General features: G+C 73.1%; 15 protein-coding genes and 1 pseudogene. 5 read left to right on the top strand and 11 right to left on the bottom strand.

The window, feature by feature from the left end; translation table 11 throughout:
• Nucleotides 1–27: 27 nt before the first annotated feature.
• Entirely contained in the window at nt 28–2,157 is a 2,130-nt protein-coding gene (locus Srubr_RS11910) for a cellulose binding domain-containing protein (protein WP_189991447.1), read from the top strand.
• 53 nt (nt 2,158–2,210) lie between these two features.
• Here the strand turns inward: Srubr_RS11910 and Srubr_RS11905 are convergent, their stop codons facing one another.
• From Srubr_RS11905 to Srubr_RS11880, 6 genes are all read right to left on the bottom strand, one after another.
• Nucleotides 2,211–3,485, bottom strand: a complete 1,275-nt coding sequence (locus tag Srubr_RS11905; RefSeq protein WP_189991446.1) for an NAD(P)/FAD-dependent oxidoreductase — start codon at nt 3,483–3,485, stop codon at nt 2,211–2,213.
• Nucleotides 3,482–3,676 carry a ferredoxin gene (locus Srubr_RS11900; protein WP_189991444.1) on the bottom strand — a complete coding sequence of 65 codons (195 nt, stop codon included), beginning with the start codon at nt 3,674–3,676 and terminating at the stop codon, nt 3,482–3,484. Before Srubr_RS11900 ends, Srubr_RS11905 begins: the two co-directional genes overlap by 4 nt.
• A gap of 46 nt (nt 3,677–3,722) precedes the next feature.
• Complete coding sequence (locus Srubr_RS11895; RefSeq protein WP_189991442.1) at nt 3,723–4,946, bottom strand: cytochrome P450; 1,224 nt, start codon at nt 4,944–4,946, stop codon at nt 3,723–3,725.
• 211 nt (nt 4,947–5,157) lie between these two features.
• On the bottom strand, nt 5,158–5,817 hold the full coding sequence (locus Srubr_RS11890; protein ID WP_189991440.1) for a TetR/AcrR family transcriptional regulator: 660 nt from the start codon (nt 5,815–5,817) through the stop codon (nt 5,158–5,160).
• A 192-nt stretch (nt 5,818–6,009) separates the two neighbouring features.
• The gene (locus Srubr_RS11885) at nt 6,010–6,795 is read right to left on the bottom strand and encodes an alpha/beta fold hydrolase (RefSeq protein ID WP_189991438.1); all 786 of its coding nucleotides are present in this window, start codon (nt 6,793–6,795) and stop codon (nt 6,010–6,012) included.
• Nucleotides 6,796–7,029: 234 nt separating this feature from the next.
• Complete coding sequence (locus Srubr_RS11880) at nt 7,030–8,160, bottom strand: hypothetical protein (RefSeq protein WP_229926518.1); 1,131 nt, start codon at nt 8,158–8,160, stop codon at nt 7,030–7,032.
• Nucleotides 8,161–8,543: 383 nt separating this feature from the next.
• Here Srubr_RS11880 and Srubr_RS11875 point away from each other — a divergent pair, with 383 nt between their 5' ends.
• On the top strand, nt 8,544–9,536 hold the full coding sequence (locus Srubr_RS11875; protein ID WP_189991436.1) for a GlxA family transcriptional regulator: 993 nt from the start codon (nt 8,544–8,546) through the stop codon (nt 9,534–9,536).
• Nucleotides 9,537–9,610: 74 nt separating this feature from the next.
• On the opposite strand, the gene Srubr_RS11870 is transcribed toward Srubr_RS11875, so the two are convergent.
• The 5 genes from Srubr_RS11870 to Srubr_RS11850 all read right to left on the bottom strand — a co-directional run bounded on the left by Srubr_RS11870 (nt 9,611) and on the right by Srubr_RS11850 (nt 15,541).
• Nucleotides 9,611–11,227 carry an MDR family MFS transporter gene (locus Srubr_RS11870; protein WP_189991434.1) on the bottom strand — a complete coding sequence of 539 codons (1,617 nt, stop codon included), beginning with the start codon at nt 11,225–11,227 and terminating at the stop codon, nt 9,611–9,613.
• Between the two features lie 157 nt (nt 11,228–11,384).
• Nucleotides 11,385–12,641, bottom strand: a complete 1,257-nt coding sequence (locus Srubr_RS11865; RefSeq protein WP_189991432.1) for an MFS transporter — start codon at nt 12,639–12,641, stop codon at nt 11,385–11,387.
• Nucleotides 12,638–13,786, bottom strand: a complete 1,149-nt coding sequence (locus Srubr_RS11860; RefSeq protein WP_189991430.1) for a GNAT family N-acetyltransferase — start codon at nt 13,784–13,786, stop codon at nt 12,638–12,640. The genes Srubr_RS11865 and Srubr_RS11860 overlap by 4 nt, the downstream gene beginning before the upstream one ends.
• A 414-nt stretch (nt 13,787–14,200) precedes the next feature.
• Nucleotides 14,201–14,521 (bottom strand): hypothetical protein, encoded by a 321-nt coding sequence (locus Srubr_RS11855; RefSeq protein WP_189991428.1) that lies wholly within the window; start codon nt 14,519–14,521, stop codon nt 14,201–14,203.
• Nucleotides 14,522–14,683: 162 nt separating this feature from the next.
• Nucleotides 14,684–15,541 carry a DMT family transporter gene (locus tag Srubr_RS11850; protein ID WP_189991427.1) on the bottom strand — a complete coding sequence of 286 codons (858 nt, stop codon included), beginning with the start codon at nt 15,539–15,541 and terminating at the stop codon, nt 14,684–14,686.
• A gap of 409 nt (nt 15,542–15,950) precedes the next feature.
• On the opposite strand from Srubr_RS11850, the gene Srubr_RS11845 reads away from it, so the two are divergent.
• The 3 genes and pseudogenes from Srubr_RS11845 to speB all read left to right on the top strand — a co-directional run.
• A complete protein-coding gene (locus tag Srubr_RS11845) occupies nt 15,951–17,672 on the top strand; it encodes a thiamine pyrophosphate-binding protein (RefSeq protein WP_189991425.1) in 1,722 nt (573 codons plus the stop codon).
• Between the two features lie 2 nt (nt 17,673–17,674).
• Entirely contained in the window at nt 17,675–19,279 is a 1,605-nt protein-coding gene (locus tag Srubr_RS11840; protein ID WP_189991423.1) for an asparagine synthase-related protein, read from the top strand.
• Nucleotides 19,276–20,238 (top strand): annotated as a pseudogene (gene speB / locus Srubr_RS40515) (agmatinase); the annotation flags it as partial. The gene Srubr_RS11840 and the pseudogene speB, both read left to right, overlap by 4 nt.
• Nucleotides 20,239–20,249: the final 11 nt, after the last annotated feature.

Genomic DNA, 20,249 nt, shown 5'->3' with positions numbered 1-20,249 from the left:
GCCGCCGGACCCCTGAGGGAGGACCCCATGCCACCACTGCACAGACCCGGCCGAAGGGCCGGAGCCGGGGGCCCTGGCGCCCTCGCGCGCGGCGCGTTCGTGCTGGCCGCCGCGCTCGCCCTGCTGACCCCGCTGGCCGGTGTCGCACCCGCCGCACCGCGGACGGAGTCCGCCGGGGACGTGGACGTCCGGATCAACGCCCAGGCGGCCCTGGGCCGGCTGTCCGACACCGCCCGGGGCGTCAACGCCGCCATCTGGGACTCGCACATGAACGACCCCGAGGTCTCCCGCCTGATGAAGGCGGCCGACGTCGGGATGATGCGCTACCCCGGCGGCTCGTACGCGGACATCTACCACTGGGAGACGCACACGGCGCCCGGCGGGTACGTCGCCCCCGGCACCGGCTTCGACGCCTTCATGGGCACCGTCCGCGCCACCGGCGCGCAGCCCATCCTGATCGCCAACTACGGCTCGGGAACACCCGAGGAGGCGGCCGGCTGGGTCAGGTACGCGAACATCACCAAGGACTACGGCGCGAAGTACTGGGAGATCGGCAACGAGATCTACGGCAACGGCCATTACGGCAGCGGCTGGGAGCACGACGACCACGCCGACAAGAGCCCCCGGGAGTACGCCCGCCAGGTCCGCGCGTACGCCGCGGCCATGAAGGCCGTCGACCCGACGGTCAAGATCGGCGCGGCCCTCACCGCGCCGGGCGAGTGGCCGGACGGCGTCGTCGGCGAGGGCGACCCCGGCGACTGGAACAACACCGTGCTCGCCGAAGTCACCGACGTGATCGACTTCGTGAGCGTGCACTGGTACGCGGGCGGGTCCGACACCACCGCCCAGGACGCCATGGCCCGGCTGGCCCGGCTGCCCGGTGAACTGCGGGAGGTGCGCGCCCAGCTCGACCGGTACGCGGGCGCGGACTCGCCGCGCATCGGCATCGCCCTCACCGAGATCAACACCAACACCGGCGGCGCCCGGCTCACCGCCCGCCCCAACGGCCTGTTCGCCGCCGACGCCTTCATGACGGCGCTGGAGAACGGCGTGTTCAACGTCGACTGGTGGGACACCCACAACGGCGCCGGCCAGATCACCACCGTCGACGGCGAGACCGACTACGGCGACATGGGGATGCTCTCCAGCGGCGCCTGCACCGGTGACGTCTGCGAGCCGGCGCCGAACACGCCGTTCCACCCCTACTACGGCATGAAGATGACCAGCGAACTGGGCACCGCGGGCGACACCATGGTCGCCGCCCAGTCCTCCGCGCAGGACGTCTCGGCGCACGCCGTGCTCCGCCGCGACGGCCGCCTGAGCGTCCTGCTCGTCAACAAGGACCCGGACGCCGCACACACCGTGGACCTGGACTACGCGGGCTTCACCCCGTCCGCCGGCGCGCCCGTGGTGCACCGCTACGCGCGCGGCGACAGCGACATCACCGAGGCCGGCGCCGGGGCGGCGACCGCGTCCCAGGTCACCGTGCCCCCGTACGCGCTGCTCACGGTCACGCTCGAACCGCGGACCGGCACCGGGCCCGGCGCCTCGGCCGCGGGTACCCCGGGCACCCCGAGGCTGGAGGCGGTGACCGACACCACCGCACGCCTGTCCTGGACGGGGGCGACGGGCGCCGCCCGCTACCTGGTCCAGGAACGCGACGGCACGTACACCCGCCTGGTCGGCGAGACCAACGGGACCTCCGTGACCCTGCGCAACCTGCCCCCGGGCAGCAGCCACACGGTCAACGTGCTCGCGGCCGACGCCTCGGGACGGCTGTCCGCCCCGTCCTCCCCGCTGACGTTCACCACCAGCACCCCATCGAACGCCACCTGCGCGGTGACGTACCACCGTGACACCGGCTGGGGCAACGGCTTCGTCGCCACCGTCACCGTGCGCAACCTGTCGGACACCCCGATCACCGGCTGGACCGTGGACTGGGACTGGCCGACCGTCGGGCAGTCGGTGTCCTCCGGCTGGAACGCCACGTTCCACCAGACCGGCTCCCACGTACGGGTGACCGCCCCCGAGGGCGCCGGGCCGCTGGCCCCGGACGGGGCGTCGACGGCCTCCTTCGGATTCGTCGGCGCCAACGACGGCCCCAACCCGGACCCGACGGTCTTCCGCCTGAACGGCGCGGTCTGCTCCGGCGGTTGAGGGTCCGGCCCGCCCGGGGCAGGGTCTGCCGGCCTGCTCCGGGCGGGCCCGGGTCAGGCCGCCACCGTCTCCGTCAGCCCGGTGATCGCCTCCGGCCAGGGGGCGGGCGTGGCGATCAGGGCGCGCAGGGACCGGGTCTGACGCGGGGTCAGGCCGATCGTCAGGATTCCGGTGGCCCGGTCGGCGGTGCCGTACAGCGCGGCCAGCTTGAGCGGGTCCTCGCCCAGGGTGCGGACCTCGATCCGGTCGGCGCCGGCCAGTACACCGTGGGCCTGGAGCTTCAGGTCGTACTGGTCGGACCAGAAGTACGGCACCGGGGTGAACGGGCGCCGCTCGCCGAAGCGTTCCGGGTCCAGTTCGGCCAGGAGGTTGCGGGCGGCGGCGAGGCCCTGCTCGCTGGCGTTCATCCGGTGCTCGATCCGCAGTTCCCGCCCGAGGCCCGGGTGGTACCAGCGGGCGACGTCACCGGCGCCGTAGAGCCCGGGGGCCGCGGCGCAGAACTCGTCGCAGCGCAGCCCGTCCGACAGGTCCAGGCCCGCCGCCTCGGCGCCGGGGCCGCGCAGCCAGTCGACGGCCGGGACGGAGCCGATGGCCAGCAGCACGTCATCGGCCTCCAGCACGGTGCCGTCGGCGAGCACGGCACCGGTCGCCCGGCCGGCCTCGGCGCGGATGCCGGTGACCGCCTGCCCCGAGCGCAGGGCGACGCCGTGGGCGCGGTGGACGTCGGCGAGGAGCCGGCCGACCTTTGGGCCCAGCACCCGCCCCATCACCGTGTCCTCGGTGCCGACGAGCGTGACCTGGTGGCCGAGGGCACGCGCCACGGCGGCGGCCTCGGCGCCGAGCACGCCACTGCCGACCACGACCAGCCGCCGGCCGGGCGTGGCGAGGCGCCGGTGCAGGGCGAGCGCGTCGTCCAGGGTGCGCAGGACGTGCACCCCCTCGACCGCGTCGCCGCCGGGCAGGGTGCGGGGCGCCACACCGGTGGCGGCGATGACACCGGCGCAGCGCAGCACGGTCTGCCCGGCGTCGCCCAGCGTGAGCGCGCGCCGCCCGGGGTCGTAGGCGACGGCGCGGGTGCCCAGCCGCAGGTCCAGGCCGAGCTCCGACAACTGGCCGGCGTCCCGCAGTGCGGTGCGCTCGGGCTCCCAGCCGCCGGACAGGACGTGCTTGGACAACGGCGGCCGGTCGTAGGGCGGGTGGGGCTCGTCGCCGACGAGGGTTATCTCCCCGTCCCAGCCCAGGCGGCGCAGCCCTTCGGCGGCGGCCAGCCCGGCCGCCGCCGCGCCGACGACGGCGATACGGGGGGCGGGGGTGCGGGCGGCGCTCATTCGCGCACCTGGATGGCCGCGGCGGGGCAGATGGTCGCGGCCTCGCGCACGGCGGCGTGCTGGCCGGCGTCCGGGGCGGCGTCCAGCAGGACGACGATGCCGTCCTCGTCACGCTGGTCGAAGACCTCGGGGGCGACCAGCACGCACTGGCCGGCGCCGCAGCACTTCGCCTCGTCGATGGTGATCTGCATCAGGATTCCTCCAGGGGTGGGATGGGGTCGGTCGGGGGACGGCGGGTCACCAGGTGACCGGGAGGGCGTGGCAGCCGTAGATGACCATGTCCGTGCGGAAGGGGATCTCCTCGACCGGTACGGCGGGGCGCATGCCCGGGAAGCGGCGCAGCAGCGTGGTGATGACCACCTGGAGCTCGGCGCGGGCCAGCGCCTGGCCGAGGCACTGGTGGATGCCGTAGCCGAAGGCCACGTGGTGCTGGGCGTTGGGGCGGCAGATGTCGAGCCGGTCGGCGTCGGGGAAGGTGTCCTCGTCGCGGTTGGCGGCGGGTACGGCGACGATGACGCCCTCTCCCGCGCGGATGAGCTGTCCGCCGACCTCGACGTCCGCCAGGGCCGCGCGCCGGGGGCCGTTGCGGATGATGCTGTGGAAACGCAGCAGTTCCTCCACGGCGCCGCGGACCAGGGACGGGTCCTCGCGCAGCCGGCCGGCGGTCTCCTGGTCGAGCATGAGGGACAGGGCGCTCAGGCCGATCATGTTGGCCGTCGTCTCGTGCCCGGCGACCAGCAGCAGCACGGCGAACGCCACGAGGTCCTCGTGGGTCAGCTCGCCGCGCGCGTACTGCTCGGTGGCGAGCCGGCTGATGATGTCGTCGCCCGGCTCGGCCTTCTTGGCGTTCACCAACTGATCGATGTAGGCGAGGAGTTCGGCGCGGGCGGGCTCGCGCTGCTCTTCGGTGAGGTCACGGGAGAGCAGGGTACCGGTGAGTCGCTGGAAGGTGTCATGGTCCTCGTAGGGCACGCCCAGCAGCAGGCTGATGGCCAGCGAGGGCAGCGGCAGCGCCAGGGCCTGGACCAGGTCGACGGGGTGCTCGGAACGGTCGACGCGCTCCATCGCGTCGCACAGTTCGTCGGTGAGCCGCTGCAGGGTGGGGCGCAGCGCCTCGACCCGCTTGACCATGAAGTCCCGGGTGACCATGCGGCGCAGCCGGGTGTGCTCCGGCGGGTCCATGCGGATGAAGCCCCGGGTGGCGCCGGGACGCGGGCTGCCGCCGGTCATGCCGCTGACCGGGTAGCCGGGGGCGGAGGTGTCGGAGCTGAAGCGCGCGTCGCCGAGGATCGCCCGGACGTCCGCGTACCGGGTGGCGAGCCAGGCCCAGCCGCCGTCCTCCAGGGCGACCTTGGACAGGGGCTCTTCCAGGCGCAGTCGCGCGAGGCCCTCGGGCGGATCGAAGGGGCACCCGGACGGCGGCCGGGCGGGCAGCGGCGGAAGCGGTGCGGTGGTGGTCATGCCACTCCTTGTGGGGGAAGACCTTCGACTAACACCTGTTAGCTTACGACCGTTTCCTTAGGGTGGAGTGCGGTCCGGGACGCAGGAGAAGTGAAGGAAATCGGGTGATGTGATGGAGGGGCGTCCCGGACGCATGCCGACGGCAGCCGCGAGGCAGGGGACCGCGGGAAGGGGAGCAGGAGGAAGGTGACGAAGGGACGCTGACGTCGCGTCAGCGCTCCAGCAGCAGGCCTAGCAGTTCGTCCACGAAGCGGTTCAGCCGGGCGGTGTCCTTGCGGCGCGGCATGACCTGCCACAGCGTGACCCGGCCGTGCAGCGCGCACCACAGCAGGTACGGCGCTTCCGCACGGGTGCCGCGCACCCGCCAGCCGGCCTCCTCGCAGTGGGTGAGCGCCTCGTGCAGCCCGCGCAGGAGCAGCCCGGCCGGGTGGCCGTGCAGCCGCTCCTCGTCCACCGGGGACTGCCACGTCTCGCACATCAGGCGGTACTTGGCCGGGTTGGCCACCGCGAAACCGCAGTACGCCCGCAACTGGTGCCGCAGCCGTTCCAGCGGGTCGGCCGCGGGCGCGCAGGCGTCGGCCTCGGCCATCAGCGCGGCCAGCCGCTCGTAGTGCTCCGCCAGCACCGCCCACACCAGCTCGGTCTTGTCGGCGAAGTGCCGGTAGATGCTCGGGGTGGCGATGCCGACCTCCCGGGCCACCGCCCGCAGCGAGAGGGCGTCCTCGCTGCCCACCTGCTCCAGCAGCCCCCCGGCGGCGCGCAGGATCTCCTCACGCAGCCGTTCCCCCTGCCCGCGGGGGTTGCGCACCCGCGCCGTCCGCTCCGCAGGAGCCCCGGCGGAGTCGTCTCCGCGCCGCTTCGCCTCGTCCACCGCCGTCACCTCCTTCGCACCGGGACGCCCGCACCGCACCGCCGCAGCCGGTGGTCATCCGCCGATCACCGCAGGGCAGCCGCCCCGAACCGTACACGACACCGGCCACCACACCGGCGCACGCGGACCGGGCACCGTGTCGGGGAGCGGATCACCCGCGGCCGGGGGACATGCCGAGCGGAGCGGGAGCGGTCACCCCCACAGCTCTCGCAGGGCGGCGTTCACGGCGGCGGGTTGCTGGGTGTGCGGGTAGTAGCCGGGCACCCGGAGCACACGGGCGCCGACGGCGTCGGCCACCGCCTCGGCACAGGCGATCAGCGGTTCGCCGGCATAGGTGCGGTACGGCTCCGGCGCGTCGTCCCAGGTGCCGCGGATCACCAGCGTCGGCCAGGGGGCGCTCCGCAGCGGTTCCAGCGGCACCACCGCCTCCCACACCGGACGCTCGCGCATCGACGTGGCCACGGCACGCAGCCGCCGCGGGGTGGGGTCGGGCAGGGGCATGCCCAGACCCTCCGTGGAGGCGCGCAGGTACTGCTCCGGCGTGACCGAGTCCGGGATGCCCGCGGTGTCCCGCACCCTGCGCAGCATGGCCTCGACCACCGGGTGACCGGCGGCGGCCGAGAACGCGGACGGCTGGATCAGCGTGAGGGACCGCACGAGGTCGGGGCGGCGGCCGGCGGCGAGCATGGCGGCCAGACCGCCGTTGCCGTGGCCCACCAGGTGAGCGCCTTTCTCCTGGCGCGCCAGCAGTTCCACCAGGTCGTCGGCGTCGGTGTCGAAGTCGCTGCGGTCGGTGTCCGGGCTCCCGCCGTAACCGCGCCGGTCCACGAGCAGCAGGCGGTAGCGGTCGGCCAGCGGGGCCTGCGCCGCGAACCCGTACGCCTCGTCACTGCCCCAGGTGAAGATGCTGTGCGCGAAGACCGCGGGAACGCCCTCCCCGGCAGTTTCGTCCCACACCGTCACATGAAGGGAAGACATCGGCGATCGTCCTCTCGTGTCCGGCACCCCGCTGCTCAACGGCCGCCTGCCGTCCGGCTCTCGTCGGACGGCGGCAAACCCCATCACAGCATGTGCGCGCCCGGAGGGGAACCGACGAGCCGTGCCGCCTCCCGGGGCCGGAGCGCTGTCGCTCGAGCGGGAGGCGGCACGGGTGGGTCACGGTTCGGCTGGTCCCGGGGCCCCGCCGGTCAGGGTCGGCGGGGCGGTGCGGGGTCAGACCGTCGCGGTGTGCCCGGTGATGGGGCAGGTCGCGGCGGCGGCCGCCGCGCCGAAGGCGGCGGTCTTCGCGGCCGGAGCCGTTCCGCCGACCTGCTGGAGGATCTCGTCCGACAGCAGGTCCTCCTTGCCCTTGAGGGCGTCGGCGACCTTGAGGTCGGTGTTGAACACCATCTCGGCCGCGACGTTGTCCTGGACGATGCGCGCCAGGTTGTCCAGGGCCACGGCGATCGGGTCCGAGGGGGTCTCCACGGTGGGCAGGTCGATCAGGTGGGTGTCCACCTTCGCCTGGTTCATGGTGCGGCGGATGATGATGGACGCCTGGTTGAGCTCGGAGGTCGTCCAGATGGAGAGCACCGTGACGTACAGGTCGCTCCACGCGGCCTCGCCGATCAGCGTGCGCCACCGCTTCATCAGGGTCTCGATGCCGGTGATCTGCGCGGTCGCGGCGAAGGTCATGTTGACGCGGATCGACGGGTAGACGGTCGCGGCGAACCGGTTGTACGCCACCATGTCGAAGGACTGCGCCTTGACGATGGTGTCGATGAACTTCATGGCCTCCGACAGGATCTTGGTGCAGGAATTCTCCAGATCCAGCGGGAGGTTGGCGGTGGGCAGCTTCGTGTACGCCGAGTTCAGCGTGGACCGGAAGCTGTTGAGCGGAGTGATCCAGCCCTTGTCGCCCGGGGTCTTGAACGCGACCATGTCCAGGTCGTGCGGGTCGATGCGGTCCGCGTTGGGGATGTTCGGCACCTGGTCGCTGAGATAGGAAGCGATCACCGAGAAGATGCCCAGCGGAACGTGGGCGATGGACTTGGCCAGTTCGAAGTACTCCGGGACCGGGTTGACGGTCTCGACCTGGACTCCGTTGTTGATGAGAGTGAAGCGTCCGCCGACCGCGTTGTTCTCGACGACGATGACCGGGCTGAGGTGCTTGACCAGCTCGGCCTTCAGGGACGCGTAGTTGGCGCGCATGCCGGCGTTGACGCTGCGTATCGCGTCCCGTGCCGCCTTCTCGTCGGTCGCCGCCGGTGCGGCCGACGCGCTGGTGGCTGCCTGTGTCTGGGTGAGGAAGGTGGCTGCCCCGGCTGCCGAAACGGTACCCAGAAATCCTCTACGAGTTGCCATGCCCCGTCTTTCCATTGTGAGTTCGGTGGTGGGGTTGGGGGGAAAGGCGTGGGGGGAGTTCAGGTGGGGGGCGTGGGGGGAGTTCAGGGCGGGGGGAAAGGCGTGGGGGGAAGTCCGATAAGGGGGAAGGTCCAGTGGGGTCAGGTGGTCCGGCAGGCCGTCAGGACAACGGCCGTTCGGCCGAGTTCGCGGACGTCTCGTCGTAGTCGTCGAGCCGACGCGGCGTCGTTCCGGACATGGGATACCACCTGAGGGAAGGGAGTCGAAAAAGCAGCGCATTCGGTGCGTTGACCTGCACCTATGACGCTACGGCCCGGCACACGCGTCGGCAATGTCATCTAGCATGCAGAAACAGACATCGACGTTGCCGGCTGGGGGAGCTAGTGCACACCGTTGAACGACTGATCGTCATCGTCCTGTTCGAAGGCGTTGATCTGCTTGATGTCACAGGGCCACCGGAGGTGTTCGCCCTCGCCCGGCGCGAGACGGAGGACGCGGCGGGCTACCGTGTGGTCCTCGCCGCCGAGACCATGGCCCCGACCGTCACCGCAGCCGGGGTCCGGATCCTGCCCGATGTCACCTTCGACGAGCTGACGGCAGGGAGCATCGACACGCTCGTCGTGCCGGGCGCGGTCGAGGTCGACGGGCACCGGCGCGTGCACGCGCTGGTCGATCCGGCCGTGGTGGAACGGGTCAAGCAGCTCGCTCCCCGGACCCGGAGGGTCACCTCCGTGTGCGTCGGGGCCCATATCCTCGCCGCGTCCGGACTCCTCGACGGCAAGCGGGCCACCACCCACTGGTCGACCGCCCAGCAGCTCGCCGCCGACCATCCCGCGATCGAGGTCGACTCCGATCCGATCTTCATCCGCGAGGGCAACGTGTGGACCGGCGCGGGCATCAGCGCCTGCCTCGATCTGTCCCTCGCGCTGATCGCCGAGGACCTCGGCGAGGCCGTCGCGCTGCGCGTCGCCCGGCAACTGGTGATGTACCTGAAACGGCCGGGCGGGCAGAGCCAGTTCAGCGTCCCGTTGGAACAGGTCGCCGCGACCCGGCGCATCGAGGTGCTCCGCCACTACATCCTGCGCCACATCGCCGAACCGCTCACCGTCGCGCAGCTCGCCGACCACGCCCACGTCAGCGAGCGGCAGCTCACCCGGATCTTCAAGAACGAGCTGGGCACGACACCGCACGCCTACATCGAATCGGTACGCGTCGAACGGGCCCGCAACCAGCTGGAGGCCACCGACGCCACCCTCGAACGCGTCGCGACCGCCTGCGGGTTCGGCACCGTCGACACCCTGGTCAGGGCCTTCCGCCGGCGGCTCGACACCACACCCACCGACTACCGGCGCCGGTTCCGGACCAGCCCCCGCTGAGTGCCGCGGCCTGCCACGGCCCGGCCGGGTGCGACGCCCCGGCACCCACCGGGGCGCCGCACCCGGCCGGCGGGTCACTCGTCGGCGAGCGTCAGGTTCGGCACCCGCCAGGCCGCTATCAGGAAGGCGACCAGGGCCACCGCCGCACCGGTGAGGAAGACGAGCCGCATCGAGGTGATGTAGCCCTCCAGGAACGGCAGCGCCGCGCCCCGGTCGACAGACCGCAGGAAGGCCGAGTCCTCCAGGTCGACACCGCCGCCCGGGCGCAGCACACCCGCCAGGGCGTGGGCGTTGTCGGGCTCGGCCAGCAGACGGCGGTACGCCGGGTCGTGGCGGGCCTCGGCCAGCCGCTCGGCGATGCGGCCGCCCGCCGTGGAGAACAGGATGGACAGGAAGGCCGCGGTGCCCACCGTGCCGCCGTTGGAACGGAAGAAGTTGACCGATGCCGTCGCCGCGCCCATGTCCGTGCGGGGCACCTCGGACTGCGCGAGCGTGGTGAGCGTCTGCATCGACGCGCCGAGCCCCGCGCCCATCAGGGCCATGCCGAGGGCCGCCTGCCACAGCGGGCTGTCCACGCGCAGGGTCGCGAACACGAGCATCGCGGCGGTGAACGAGCCGATGCCGGCGACGAGATGGACCTTGAAGCGGCCGGTGCGCGCGATCAGCCGGCCCACCAGCAGCGTCACGGCGAGGTTCGCGGCGACCGTGGGCAGGGTGGCGAGCCCCGCCTCCATGGGGCTCATGCCGCGCACGAGCTGGAGGTAGAGCGGCAGTGTCGTCATCGCGCCGAACATGCCGATGCCGACGACGAAGTGCAGCCCGACACCCAGGCGGAAGGCCCGGATGCGGAACAGCCGCGGCGGCAGCAGCGCCGCCGCGCCCATCCGGCGCTCCACCACGACGAAGGCGACCAGTCCCAGCGCGCCGACGGCGTACATCAGCAGCGCCGGGGGCGAACCCCAGCCCCAGGTGCGGCCCTGTTCGGCGACGGTCAGCAGCGGCACGATCCCCACGGCCAGCGCGAGGGCGCCGCGGTAGTCGAGCCGGTGCCGCACCCGCCGCTGCGGGAACCGCAGGACGCGGAAGATCGCCACGGCGGCCACGGCCGCGAGCGGCACGTTGAGCAGGAAGATCCAGCGCCAGCCGTCGATGCCCAGCAGCGTCTCCTGGTCCGCGAGGGCCCCGCCCGCCAGCGGGCCGATGATGCTGGCGCCGCCGAACACCGCCATGAAGTAGCCCTGGTAGCGGCCCCGTTCGCGCGGGGTGGTGATGTCGGCGACGATTGTCATGGCGAGCGACATCAGCCCGCCGCCGCCGAGCCCCTGTACGGCCCGGAAGGCCGCCAGCTGGTAGATGGACGTGGCGCATCCGCACAACAGCGAGCCGGCCGTGAACAGGCCGATCGCGGCGAGGTACACGGGCCGTCGGCCGTGGATGTCGGAGAGCTTGCCGTACAGCGGGGTCGCGAGGGTGGCGGTGATGAGGTACGCGGTGGTCGCCCACGCCTGGGCCGTCAGCCCGTGCAGGTCGTCGGCGATGGTCCGCAGCGCGGACGCGACCACCGTCTGGTCCAGCGCCCCCAGGAACATGCCCAGGACCAGTCCGGACATCACCGTGGTGATCTGCCGGTGGCCGAGCCGCACGGGCGCGTCCCCGGCCGCGTTCTGCCGTTGGGTTTCGGAGGAGGTCACACGTCGTCCAAGAGACCTGTCAGCGCGGTGACCTGCCTCGACGGGGGTAAGTTGACCGCTGACCTGCACGCATGGTCTTTCAGTTGTGTCACGCTCATGCCGGTTGATGATGCCGGAAGTCCCGGAGAAATCCCAGAGGACCGAGCCGTGCCGCCGGTCATGCTCGTGGCTCGCCGGGGGCCTCGGGCCCGGCTGGCCGGCCCACCGGGTGGGTGAGCACGGCGGCGACGAGGCTCAGGGCCGCCAGGGTCCACCACAGGGCGGGGGACCGGGCGCCCGGGAGGCTGGTCGCGAGCAGCGGGGCGAGGGCGGTGGCGGCTCCGACGAGGAGCTGGTTGACGGCCAGGTAGGAGCCGCGTTCCGGTTCCGGCGGCAGACCGGTCAGCAGGATGAGCGAGGCCTGGGACACGGCCAGCTCCCCGATGGTGTAGACCGTCATGCCGGCCATGAGGACGGCGACGGCGACCGTGGAGGACACGCTCCGGGCCAACACGGCGCAGGCGTAGAGCCCGAGGTAGCCCAGTCCGCCAAGGGCGAGGACGGCGCCCGGCCGGAACCGGTCCAGCGCGCGGCCGACCGGCAGTTGCAACAAGGTGAGCAGCGCGGTGTTGACGGCGAACAGCGTGCCCACCGTCCAGGAGGGCAGCGTCAGTTCCCGCAGCACGAACACCGGCAGCCCGCTCTCCACGGCGAGGGCGGCAGCCCACAGCAGGGCGTTCGCCGCGGCGACCCGGACGAAGGCCCGGTGCCGCCAGGGCCGGTGCGCGCCGCGCGGCGACCGGGTGCCGCCGGCCGGGTCCCCGGGCGCCGTGGCCGGCAGGCCGAGGCACAGGACGGCGGCCAGCACGAAGCTCGCCGCGTTCACCAGCCCGAGCACAACGAACCCCGAGTGGCTGTCGGCCACGAACACCCCGGCGAGCAGGGCGCCGAGCCCCATGCCCGCGTTGAACGTCACCCGGGTCAGGGCCAGCCACCGGCTGCTCTGCCCCTCGGGGGCCAGCCGGGCCGCGAGCAGAGGAGCGGCGACCTGCTCGGCGCGGTTGCCCAAGGCGAGCGCCGTACCGCCGACGATGAGGGGCCACAGCCCCGGTACGGAGACGAAGAAGACGAACGACGCGGCCCGCAGGGCGGAGGCCGCGGCGAGCATCGCCCGGGGACCACACCGGTCGGTGAGCCGGCCGACCAGGAACAGCCCCGGCAGCGCCAGGAGCGTGGTGACGGTCAGGGTCACGCCCACGGTGCCCAGCGACTCCCGCGACAGCGAGGCGAAGAAGAGCAGGGAGAACGGATAGAAGAAGCCGGTGCCGAGGGCGTTGACAAACCCGGACGCGCCGAACCATACGACCCCGCGCCCGCGGGGCAAGAAGCCGGCGCGCGTGCCGGTGCCCCGGGCCGGGGTGGCGGACGCGGTCATCCGCGCTCCCTCAGACGCAGCACCCGGGCGAGCTGGTCGGCGGCCACGCACCCCCGGGACCGCTTGGTGTCCGTGCTCCCCAGGCCGTAGTGGAGGGTCGACACCCCGGCCGCGGCGGCCTCCTCCAGGAGCCGGTAATACACCAGCTCGAAGTACAGGGGCAGCCCCGAACTCCGCTGGTAGGCGTAGTCGTAGCCGGTCTGGCGCGCGTACCAGTCGGTGCCGTGCCTCAGGACCAGGGTGAAGCCGCGGATCTCCCCGTCCGCACGGGCCACCATGGCGAAGGCGTCGTCACCGAAGAGGTCGCGCACCTGGTGCAGCAGCGGCAGCGACTGGTCCGGCGCCCAGGCGATGCCGTACTTGCGCAGCAGTTCGGCCTCCAGCGCGGCGAACCGGGCGAGGTCCGCGGCGGCGAGGGGTTCCAGGGTCGTACGCACGCCCGCGGCCCGGATCCGGCGCCGCTCGGCGGCCACGGACACCCGGCGCTTGCGCGGCAGCGCGGCGAGATAGCCCTCGTAGCCGTCCTCGGGCACCCGCAGCGTGCTGTACTGGCCGGACGTGAAGCTCTCATAGCCCCGGGCGGTCAGCAGCTTCCCCAGGCACCGGTCGGATTCCGCCGTGTCGCCCAGGTACAGGAAGCACACACTGGCCGCGCCCGCCCGGCGCGCCAGGGTCTCGGCGGCCGCCACCAGCCGGGCCATGTCGTCCTCGGTGGCCGAAAGGCCGCACAGCAGACGGGTGTTGCCGAGGTGGCGGCCGCCCGCCAGTAGCGTGGGCAGGAGCGCGGCCGTCGCATCGGCGCCGAGCCCGGCGCGGAACGCGGCCGCCCCTGGCAGACCGGCCTGCGCGCTGTTGTCCAGTACGACGTCCGGGCGGCCCAGCGCCCAGGGGACCGACGGGGTGGCCAGGGCCGTGGCCAGTGCCGCCACGGGCGCGCCGTCCCGCTCGGTCCACAGGTACGTCATGGGGACGCCCGCCGTGGCCTCCGCGACATGGAGCCACCGGCAGGTGAGGAAGAGGTCGCCGGGGCCGGCCAGGGCGTCCCAGCCCTCGCAGGGAAGGTCCGCGGCGCGGTCGGCCGCGTGGACGCCGTGCGGCAGGCCCCGGTCCCGCTCCTGTGCAGGATCCTGCGGACGGGTGGGCATCAAGGCTCCTCGGAGATGTGATCGGCGTTCGGCCGGGGCGGGCAGTGCGGTGGGGACCGCTCGGGCCGTCAGCCGGCGGCCGGACCGTTCGGTCGCAGGACCGGGTCCGGTCGTCCGGTCCGGTCCGTCGGTCGTCCGGCCAGGCGGGTCCCGTCGCCCGGTCCGGTCCGTCGGTCGTCCGGCCAGGCGGGTCCTGTCGGCCGGTGGCCGTGAAAGGGGTGTCGTCCGGTTGCGCCGGCCGGCCGGGGGCAGGCGGCTCACCGGCGGGCGGTCCGCTCAGGGGAGGGCGGCGGATCGGTCAGGCGGTTGGCCGTGCCCGGCCGGCTTGGTGCCAGTGGTCGGCCAGGCGGTCCCGACCGTAGTGCGGCGTCGGCCGGGCCGACCGGAGTGCGGCACGGCCGCGCGGCCGTGCCGTCAGTCGGCCGGTGCCGGTGAGGCCGGGGCGTGGCGGCGGACCCCGCCGCGGTGCTCCCATTCCTCGACGATGACCTCCAGGTCGCCGAGGGTGAAGCCGGCGGCCGTCATCTCCCGTGTCTTCGCCTCGCCCACCAGCGCCTGAAAGGCCGTCAGCGGATCGGTGCCGTCGTGCAGCCGTTGCCACACGGCCAGGGGCACCGAGCGCGGGGACGGCAGGGTGAAGGTCACGTTCTTCAGCTCGTACCGCAAGGGACGGGACAGCGAGCGGGCGTGCCGGCGCGCGTGCGCGTCCAGGGACAGGGTGCCCTCCCCGGTCACCGTCGTGCGCGGACAACACGTGGCGCAGGGTGCGAACACCGTGCTCGTCTGAGGGGCTATCGGATCGGTGGCGGGCATACGAGCTCCCGAGGGTCACGAGTCGAGTGGGTCTGCCGTGCGGTGCAGGCGCCGTGTGCCGGTGGAAGAACGGGCGGGCCGGGATCAGCCCCAGGCGAGCAGCAGGACGCTGCCGACCGCCAGAACCACCCCGACCTGCTGGATGCCGCGGATGCGTTCCTTGAGCACGAAACGGGCCAGCAGCACCGTGCTGATGGGGTAGAGCGAGGCGAGCAGTCCGACGATGGCGAGGGTGCCGTCCCGGACGGCGACGAGGTAGAGGATGCTCGATCCCATGTCGAGCACCCCGGAGAGCAGGGCGAGCCGCCGCGGCTGACCGGACATGCGCAGGGGGGTGCGCCGGACCAGGTTCAGGCCCAGCAGCAGGGTCAGGGACGCGCAGCGGGCCCACACCAGCGGCCACAGGCTGGTGTGGCTCGGCGTGCGGGCGAGGAAGACGAAGAACAGGCCGAACCCGGCACCGGCCGTCAGTGCCATCCCGAGGCTGCGCAGCGCCTTGCGCCGGTCGGCGGAGACCCCGGTGCCGTCCCCGCCGTCGCCGTTCAGCGACACCAGCAGCACCGACCCCAGAGCGCACAGCGCACCGACCACGGCGAGGGCGGTGAGCCGGTCGCCCAGCAGCACCCCGGCTATCACCGGCAGCGCGGCCGCAGCGGCCGCCGTGGTGGGGGCGACCAGGCTCATCACGCCGTTGGCCAGCGCGTGGTACAGCAGTACGGCGCCGAGGCTGCCGCACAGTCCGGCCAGTCCGCCCCAAGCCACCTCCCACCAACCGGTGCCGCCGCGCGAGAGGAAACCGGCGAACGCGAGCGCGGTCACCAGCCCGGCGGTGTTCGACCAGCAGACCACCACGAAGGCGCGGGCGCGCTTGGTCGCCAGGCCACCGACGAAGTCGGCGGAGCCCAGCACCATCGCCGAGGTGAGGGCCAGGAAGAGATGCATCAGGAACTCCGGGTGACGAACGGCACGGAAGTCTATGAGACTGTACTTGGAAGTCTATTACACAGTACTCCGCTTCATCCTCGCCGTGCAGTCGTCCGACGTCCTCCCAGGACTTCCTACGCCGACGCCGCACCGATCCTCGACGGGCTCCGCGTGGGGTGTCCACCGCCCTCCGGTGGCCGTCACCTGCCGTGTCCGGCATCGGACACGGGGCCGGGGCGCGGGCCGCCGGTGACCGGGTGGGGACGCGTCCCCACCCGGCCACCGGAGCGCGGTGGACGCGATCCCTCCGCGGCCGGTTGAGTCGAAGTCCCGGCCCGTTCCGCCAGTGGACGCAAGGGAGTTCACGAACTCCGGAGGCCGAAGAGATCCGAAGAGATCCGAAGAGATTCGAGGAGAGGGGATTCTCATGTCCCGTGTGTCGACCGGCCCGTCGGAACACACCACCGCGGCCGCGCTGCTGCTTCAGCGGCTGCGCGCCCACGGCGTGGAGAAGGTCTTCGGCGTCGTCGGCCGCGAAGCCGCGTCGGTGCTGTTCGACGAGGTGGACGGGCTCGACTTCGTGCTGACCCGGCACGAGTTCACCGCCGGCGTGATGGCGGACGTCCTGGCCCGGCTCACCGGCCGGCCGCAGGCCTGCTTCGCCACCCTGGGCCCCGGCATGACCAACCTGTCGACCGGCGTGGCGACATCGGCCCTGGACCGCAGCCCCGTGATCGCGCTGGCCGCCCAGTCGGAGTCGTACGACATCTTCCCGGTGGACACCCACCAGTGCCTGGACAGCGCATCGGTCATGCGGCCCATGACCAAGTACGCGACCGAGCTGGCGCGGCCCGCCGACATCACGGACCTGGTCGACTCCGCGGTCACCGCGAGCACCGCCGAGCCGGTCGGGCCGAGCTTCATCAGCCTTCCCGTCGATCTCCTCGGCGCGGGTGTGCCCGGGGCCGAGGAGACCCCGGCGCCGCCCGCCCGCCAGCCCCGCAAGCCGGTGGCCGCCGTGGACGCCGACTGGCGTGACCGCCTCACCGAGGCCGCCGGCCTGCTGGCGAGCGCCGAGCACCCCGTGCTCGTCGTCGGCGCGTCCGCGATCCGCTCCGGCGCCGTGGCCGCCCTGCGCGCCCTGGTGGAGCGGCTGAACATCCCGGTCATCACCACCTACGTCGCCAAGGGGGTGCTGCCGCACGGACACCCACTCGCCTACGGCGCGGTCACCGGCTACATGGACGGAATCCTGGACTTCCCGGCGCTGGAGACCCTGTTCGGGCCGAGCGACCTCATCCTCTGCCTCGGCTACGACTACGCCGAGGACCTGCGTCCCTCCATGTGGGCCCACGGCCGGCAGAAGAAGGTCGTCCGGGTCGCCCCGACCACCAACCCCGTGCCCCGTGTGTTCCGTCCCGACATCGACGTGGTCACCGACGTTCTCGCCTTCACCGAGGCCCTGGACGCCGCCACCGCCGGTCTCGCGCCGAAGACCCCGCACGACATCTCCGCACTGCGCGCGCGCATCGCCGAGTTCCTCGCCGACCCGCGCGAGTACGAGGACGGCATGCGCGTCCACCAGGTCATCGACTCCATGAACAAGGTCATGGCCGAGACCGCGGGCGCCGGCCGCGGCACGATCGTCAGCGACATCGGCTTCTTCCGCCACTACGGCGTCCTGTTCGCCCGCGCCGACCAGCCGTACGGCTTCCTGACCTCCGCCGGGTGCAGCAGTTTCGGCTACGGGCTGCCCGCGGCGATGGGCGCCCAGCTGGCCCGGCCCGACGAGCCGGTCTTCCTGATCGCCGGCGACGGCGGCTTCCACTCCAACAGCGCCGACCTGGAGACCATGGCCCGGCTGAACCTGCCGATCGTCACCGTGGTCGTCAACAACGACACCAACGGCCTGATCGAGCTGTACCAGAACCTGGGCCACCGCCGCTCCCACGACCCGGCGATCCGCTTCGGCTCCGTCGACTTCGTCCAGCTCGCGCAGGCCAACGGCGTCGACGCGGTACGGGCCGACGACCGGGCCGCGCTGATGGCCGCCTTGCGCAAGGGAGCCGGGCTCGGTCGGCCGTTCCTCATCGAGACCCGGATCGCCTACGATTTCCAGCCCGGCGGCTTCGACGCCCTGAGCATCTGATCATGCCCGGACATCTTCCTGACGCGACGGGCTTCGCGCTGACGGCGACCCCGGCCGGCAGCGCCGCCGAGCAGCCCGGCACCGCTTGCTTCGCGACGGCGGGCCCGACCACGGCCGTCACCCTGCGCGCGGGCGACTGGCTCTGGACCGGCTTCCTCGTCTCCCCGGCCGGCTCGACCCCCCTCCCCGGTGTCGCCACCGACGGCCCCACCACCGTCCTGCTCGCCGGAGAGCTGTACAACCAGGACGAGCTGGTCCGGGCCGTCGGCGACCCGAAACTCGCGGACGCGGGCGACGCCTGGCTCCTGCTGGCCTGCCTGCGGCGCTACGGCCCGCACGCCTTCCGGCTGGTCAACGGCCGGTTCGCGGCGCTGGCCGCCGACGGCGGCGTCCTCGTGGCGGCCACCGACCACTGCGGCGGCGTCCCCCTGTACCTGGCCGTGGGCGCGGCCTCGGTGTCCGTGGCCACCGAGGCCAAGGCCCTGCCGACCATGGCCGACGGCCCGCACGGGCAAGCCGTCACCGGTCTGCGCCCCCTGCGCGGAACCGGCGCGGTGCATCAGGTCCCGGCGGGCGGCGGGGTCGTGGTCGAGGCCGCCGCGGGGCGCCCGCGGACCCGGCTGCTGCGCACCTGGACCCCGCCGCTGCACCGTCGGCATCTGCCGGAGGAGGAGGCGCTGCGCGAGGTACGCGAGGCGCTGGACCGGGCCGTGCGCAGCAGGCTGCGCACGGGCCCGGCGCCCACCGCCGTGCTCTCCGGCGGCATCGACTCCAGCGCGGTGGCCGCCCTGACCGCGTCGGCGTGTCCGGGACTGCGCACCGTGTCCATGGGCACGGACCTACGGGACGAGTTCCGCGAGGCCCGGCTGGTAGCGGACCACCTGGCCCGCGCCCACCCCGGACCGGCGGCCACCGGCGGCCACACCGAGATCCGTATCGACACCGCCGACCTGCTGGCCGAACTGCCCTGGACCATCTGGGCGTCCGAGTGCACCGACCCGGACGTCGTCGAGTATCTGCTGCCGCTCGCCGCGCTGTACCGGCGGCTGCCGGCGGACCGGCCGCTGCGCATCCTCACCGGCTACGGCGCGGACATCCCGCTCGGCGGCATGCACCGCGACGCGGACCGGCTGGCCGCGCTGGACGACGCGGTGGCGCACGACATGGAGACCTTCGACGGGCTCAACGAGATGTCCCCGGTGCTGTCCGGGGCGGCCGGCCACTGGACCACCCACCCCTACTGGGACCGCGATCTGCTCGAACGCCTCCTCACCCTGGAGGCGGGCCTGAAACGCCGGCACGGCCGCGACAAATGGGTGCTGCGCGAGGCGGTCGCCGACCTGCTGCCCGCCGAGACCGTAAGGCGGCCCAAGCTCGGCGTGCACGAGGGCTCCGGGACGACCAGCTCGTTCACCCTGCTGCTGCGTGAACACGGCGTTCCGGACGAGCGGATCGGCGCGGCCAAGGGCGCGGTGGTGCGCCGGCTGTACGACCGGCTGGTGGCCGGCGGCGCCCACCCGGACGAGATCGACCTCGGCCAGGAGACGAAGGCCGCGCTCCACAGACCGGACGCACCCGGTATCGAAGGAGGAACACGAGGCACATGAGCAGTCCGCACACCTCCGGATCCCGGTCCGGGCCCGCTGAGCGGGTCCAGACCACCCGCTCGCCCCGGTACGCGCAGCTCGCCACCTTCATGCGGCTGCCCCATGTGCCGGACCCGGTCGGCCGGGACGTCGTCGTCGTCGGCGCGCCGTACGACGGCGGGACCAGCTACCGGCCCGGCGCCCGCTTCGGCCCGCGCGCGATCCGCGCCGAGTCGGGGCTCATCCACGGCACCGGCATCGACCGGGGCCCCGGCACCTTCGAACTGATCGACGCGGTCGACGCCGGCGACATCGATCTGTCGCCGTTCTCCATGGACCTCGCGATGGACACCGCGACGGAGGCGCTCACCCGGCTCCTCCAGGACAACGGCGCGTTCCTGATGCTGGGCGGCGACCACTCGCTGTCCCTCGCGGCACTGCGCGCGGTGCACGCCCGGCACGGCCGGGTGGCGGTCCTCCACCTCGACGCGCACAGCGACACCTTCCCCCCGGTCTACGGCGGCACCTACCACCACGGCACCCCGTTCCGGCACGCCATCGAGGAGGGGCTCATCGACCCGGCCGCCCTGGTCCAGGTCGGCATCCGCGGCCACAACCCGACCCCTGACGCGCTGGAGTACGCACGCGGGCACGGGGTCACGATCGTCACCGCCGACGACTTCGCCGAGCGGGGACCGGCCGCCGTCGCGGCGCTCGTCCGGGAGCGCACCGCCGGCCTGCCGCTGTACGTGTCCGTGGACATCGATGTGGTCGACCCCGCCTTCGCACCGGGCACCGGCACCCCGGCGCCCGGCGGGCCCACCTCCCGCGAGGTGCTCGCCCTGCTGCGAACGGTCGGCGACCTCACTCCCGTCGGCTTCGACATCGTCGAGGTGAGCCCGCCCTTCGACCACGGCGGCATCACCTCCCTGCTCGCCACCGAGATCGGTGCCGAACTGCTTCACCAGTACGCCAGATCCCGCCCCGCCGC

The sequence above is a fragment of the Streptomyces rubradiris genome (assembly GCF_016860525.1).
Classification (GTDB): Bacteria; Actinomycetota; Actinomycetes; order Streptomycetales; family Streptomycetaceae; genus Streptomyces; species Streptomyces rubradiris.
The sequence above is the reverse complement of the archived record's forward strand: the minus strand, read 5'-3'. Positions and strand labels throughout refer to the sequence as shown.